A 5,027-nucleotide genomic window follows, 5' to 3' on the forward strand; every position below is an offset into this window, starting at 1 on the left:
AGGCGAAGGAACACGGCGTGCCGCTCAACAACGTGTTCGAGACGCTGCAGATCTATCTGGCCTCGCAGTACGTGAACGACTTCAATCGTTTCGGCCGTACTTACAAGGTGATCGCGCAGGCGGACTACGACTACCGCGCCAAGGCTGAAGACATTCTGCGTCTGCAGACCCGTAACGAAGCGGGCGAGATGTTGCCGCTCGGCTCGATCGTGCAGGTGTCGCAGACTTACGGCCCGGATCGCGTGTTCCGTTACAACGGTTATCTGACGGCCGACGTCAACGGCGGCCCGGCGCCCGGTTACTCGACCGGTCAGGCCAAGGCTGTGATGGAACGTATCCTGGCCGAGAATCTGCCCAACGGCGTGAAGTATGAGTGGACCGATCTCACCTATCAGGAAATCCTGGTGGGCAATAGCTCGGTGTTCGTATTCCCGCTGTGCGTGCTGTTAGTCGTGTTGGTGCTCGCCGCGCTGTATGAGAGCTGGACCTTGCCGCTGGCCATCGTCGCTATCGTGCCCATGGCCTTGCTGTCCGCCATCTTCGGTGTCTGGATCACCGGCGGCGACAACAACATCTTTACTCAGATCGCGTTGTTCGTGCTGGTCGGCCTGGCCAGCAAGAACGCCATTCTGATCGTCGAGTTCGCCAAGGACCGAGAGACGGCGGGCGTCGATCCGTTCAACGCCGCGCTGGAAGCTGCGCGCCTGCGATTGCGACCCATCCTGATGACCTCGATTGCTTTCATCATGGGTGTGGTACCGCTGGTGCTCGCGTCGGGAGCCGGTGCAGAGATGCGCCACGCCATCGGCATCGCCGTGTTCTCCGGCATGCTGGGAGTGACGTTCTTCGGCTTGTTCCTGACACCTGTGTTCTACGTCCTGTTGCGTGCGGCGGTCGTCAAGAAGATCGGCGCGCGTAAACAACCTGAGGCCATCGAAGGAGCGGCCCATGCTTAACCTGAAAAAAACCCTGAAACAATCGTTGGACCTGACCAAGAAACTGTCCGTGCTAGCGGTGAGCGCTGTGCTCGCCGCCTGCGCCGTCGGCCCGAACTACCAGCAGCCTGAGCTGAAGTCACCGGATCAGTTCGTCAGCAACGACGCGAGCCAGTTCGCCACGGCCAATGTCGAAGCCGACTTCTGGAAGTCGTTCAGCGACCAGCCATTGAATGCGCTGATCGAAGAAGCGCTGGCAGCCAACCACGACATTCGTATCGCGACCGCAAGCCTGCGTGAAGCACGAGCGATTCGTGGCGAAGCACGGCTGGATTTCGCGCCGACAGTGACAGCATCGGGTGGTCGCACCGAATCGCGCGTCAGCGAACGCCAGTCGTTCACCGGCGTGAGTCGCGATCAGGACTACTACGATGCCGGCTTCGATGCGTTCTGGGAGCTGGACTTCTTCGGTCGGATTCGCCGTAACGTCGAAGCAAATTCGGCTCTGGTTCAGGCTGCCGAAGCGGGCGTCTACAACACGCAAGTGAGCATCACTGCTGAAGTCGCTCGTAACTATTTCGAGTTGCGTGGCTCGCAGCAGCGGCTCGCGGTTGCTGAGCGCAACGCTGAGAACCAGCGTGAAACTCTGCGCATTACGACAGCACGATTGGACGCTGGCCGCGGAACTCAGCTCGATACTTCGCGCGCACAAGCTCAGTTGTCAGCCACTCTAGCCACGATTCCGGATTTCGAATCGGCCATCACTCGCAGCATCCTGCGTTTGGGCGTACTCACCGGCAAATCACCGGAAGCGCTGATTCCTCAGCTCTCTGCTGTGCAGAAGCTACCGGCGCTGCCGGCGACTCAGAACATCGGCACGCCCGAATTGTTGCTGCGTCGTCGCCCTGACATCCGAGTGGCAGAACGTGAACTAGCGTCAGCGACTGCGCAGATCGGTGTCGCCGTCGGCGATCTGTTCCCACGCATCTCGTTCGTTGGCCGCTGGGGCTTCGACGCGATCGATAGCAGCGATCTCGGCAAAGCCAGCAGCGAAGGCTACGCGTTCGGCCCGAGCATTCAGTGGGCCGCATTCGATCTCGGCCGCGTGCGTCAGCGGATCAAACAGCGCGAAGCTGCGACGGATCGCGCACTCGCCCGCTACGAGCAAACGGTTCTGCAAGCGTTGGAAGAAACCGACGCGAGCATGACCGCTTACGTGAAGGCCAAGGTGAAGCAAGCTCATCTGCAGGACAGTACGACGGCTTCGCTCGAAGCTGTGACGCTGGCTCGCGCCCGTTATGAAAGCGGTGTCGCCGACTTCCTCACCGTGCTCGATGCCGAACGCAGCGCGTTGACGGCGGAGGATCAGCTGGCTCTGAGCGAGACTCAAACAGCGACAGCGTTGCTGGCAACGTACAAAGCATTAGGCGGCGGATTCCGCCCGTTGGACGCGAAAGCGGCTGCGCTATGAGCGAAACAAGACGCTAACTGGCAGGGATGGGCCGCAGGATGCGGCTCATCCCCCGACCAGCTATTGAAGTTGGATCGTTGCTCGCAACGTCTGGGGTATGCTCGAGACCGCCCCATGACCCACACCCCTTATTTCCACCCGGCGGTCGACGCCTGGTTCAGCCAAACGTTTTCTGCGCCCACCCCGGCGCAGGCCGACGCGTGGCCGGCGATTCAGTCGGGAAAACATGTACTGATCGCCGCTCCCACCGGCTCCGGCAAAACGCTGGCGGCCTTTCTCGCGGCCATCGATGACCTGATTCGTGAAGGCGAGCAGTTCGGGCTGCCGGATGAGACGCGCATCGTCTATGTCTCGCCGTTGAAGGCGCTGTCGAACGACATCAATCGCAACCTCGAAGCGCCGCTCGCCGGCATTCGCGACAAGCTGCTCGAGCACGGCATGCGCGATGTCGACATCCGCACTTGGGTCCGCACTGGCGACACGCCGCAGAGCGAACGCAATCAGATGCGACGCAAGCCGCCGCACATCGTAGTCACGACGCCCGAGTCGCTGTACATCTTGCTGGGCTCGGAATCGGGTCGTGAGATGTTGAGCACGACGCGCACCGTCATCGTCGACGAAATTCACGCGGTCGCTGGCAGCAAGCGCGGCTCGCATCTGTCGTTATCGTTGGAACGATTGGAAGCACTAGTCGGTCGCAGACTGACACGCGTAGGTTTGTCAGCAACTCAGCAACCCATTTCCGAAGTCGCACGCTTTCTAGTCGGCGGACGTTACTGGCTACCCGACGGCACGGCCGACTGCGCCATCGTCGACAGCGGCCATATTCGCAAACGCGACCTGGCGATCGAAATGCCCAAGTCGCCGCTCGAAGCGGTGATGTCGAATGAAACTTGGGCCGAGGTTTATGACCGCATCGTCGATCTGATCAAAGCACATCGCACCACACTGATCTTTGTCAATACGCGACGAACGGCGGAACGAATCTGCCGGCAACTCACTGAACGACTCGACAAAGAGCTACCCAAAGGCGCACCGCCTTCGATCACCGCCCATCACGGCAGTCTCGCCAAAGAGCTGCGTTTCGAGGCTGAGCAGCGTCTCAAGTTCGGCCAGCTCAAAGCGCTGGTGGCCACTTCGTCGCTGGAGCTGGGCATCGATATCGGCGATGTGGATCTGGTGTGCCAGATCGGCTCGCCTCGCGCCATCAATGCATTTTTGCAGCGAGTGGGGCGCTCGGGCCACGCGGTGGGTGCTACCCCGAAAGGGCGTTTGTTTCCTCAGTCGCGCGACGATTTGGTGGAGTGCACGGCACTGCTGGACAGCGTACGTCGTGGCGAGCTCGATAGGCTGCGCATTCCGGTTGCGCCGACCGACGTGCTGTCTCAACAGATCGTCGCCGAAGCGGCCGCTCGCGACTGCACGGAACAGGAGCTATTCGACCTGGTGCGTCACGCGCATCCGTTTCAATCCGTCACGCGTGAAGCATTCGATGAAATCGTGCACATGCTGTCCGAAGGCTTCACGACTCGTCGCGGCCGACACGGCGCGCTGCTGTATCACGATGCAGTCAATCACCTCATCAAAGGTCGCAAAGGCGCACGACTGACGGCGATCACCTCGGGTGGCGCCATTCCGGACACCGCCGACTATCAAGTGATGCTGGAGCCCGAGGGTTATCTGGTCGGCACACTCAATGAGGACTTTGCGGTCGAAAGCATGTCCGGCGACATTTTCCAGCTGGGCAACGCGTCGTATCGGATTCTGCGAGTGGAGCGCAGTACCGTGCGCGTCGAGGACGCGAAGGGCGAACCGCCGACCATTCCGTTCTGGTTCGGCGAAGCGCCGGGCCGTACCGATGAGTTGTCGATTTCAGTTTCGCGCTTGCGCGAAGACATCCAACAGCGTTTCGATGCGCACTCATTCAACACTGAAACCACCGAGTCGGGCGCCTATCGATGGCTGGTCGATGACCTGGGCATTGGCGAGGTCGCCGCCAGTCAGCTGGTCGAGTATCTAGCGGCGGCGCAGGCTGCACTTGGCTCCTTGCCCACGCAGCAGAAAGTCATTTTCGAACGTTTCTTCGATGAATCCGGCGGCATGCAGCTGGTGATTCATTCGCCGTTCGGCAGCCGCATCAATCGCGCGTGGGGACTGGCGCTACGCAAGCGCTTCTGTCGCACCTTCAATTTCGAGCTGCAAGCGGCAGCCACCGAAGACACCATCATTCTGTCGCTCACCGGCTCGCACAGTTTCGAGCTGCTCGACGTCGCGAAGTATCTACACCCGAACACAGCGCGCGACATTCTGATCCAAGCCATGCTGGATGCGCCGATGTTCAACACGCGGTGGCGCTGGGGCGCGTCCATCGCGCTGGCGCTGCCAAGATTTCGCGGCGGCAAGAAGGTGCCACCGCAGATCGCACGCATGAACGCGGAGGATCTGCTCGCGTCAGTGTTTCCTGATCAAGTGGCGTGCGGCGAAAACATCGTCGGCGACATCATCGTGCCCGATCATCCGTTGGTGAAACAGACAGTGCGCGACTGCCTGGAAGAAGCCATGGATATCGAAGGCTTCGAGCGCTTGCTACATGCGCTGACCAATCAGGAAATCAAAGTCGA

Annotated in this window: 3 protein-coding genes; all 3 read left to right on the forward strand. The window is 60.6% G+C overall.

The features are described from left to right. Positions 1-956, forward strand: a 956-nt coding sequence (locus JNL55_RS30885) for an efflux RND transporter permease subunit (RefSeq protein WP_293863612.1), incomplete at its 5' end; no start/stop codon positions are given. Then, entirely contained in the window at positions 949-2,406 is a 1,458-nt protein-coding gene (locus JNL55_RS30890) for an efflux transporter outer membrane subunit (RefSeq protein ID WP_293863614.1), read from the forward strand. The genes JNL55_RS30885 and JNL55_RS30890, both read left to right, overlap by 8 nt. A 114-nt stretch (positions 2,407-2,520) precedes the next feature. Continuing rightward, on the forward strand, positions 2,521-5,027 hold a 2,507-nt coding region (locus JNL55_RS30895; protein ID WP_293863616.1), incomplete at its 3' end, for a DEAD/DEAH box helicase.

Origin of the sequence: Steroidobacter sp. (assembly GCF_016790065.1) — a bacterium.
Classification (GTDB): domain Bacteria; phylum Pseudomonadota; class Gammaproteobacteria; order Steroidobacterales; family Steroidobacteraceae; genus Steroidobacter.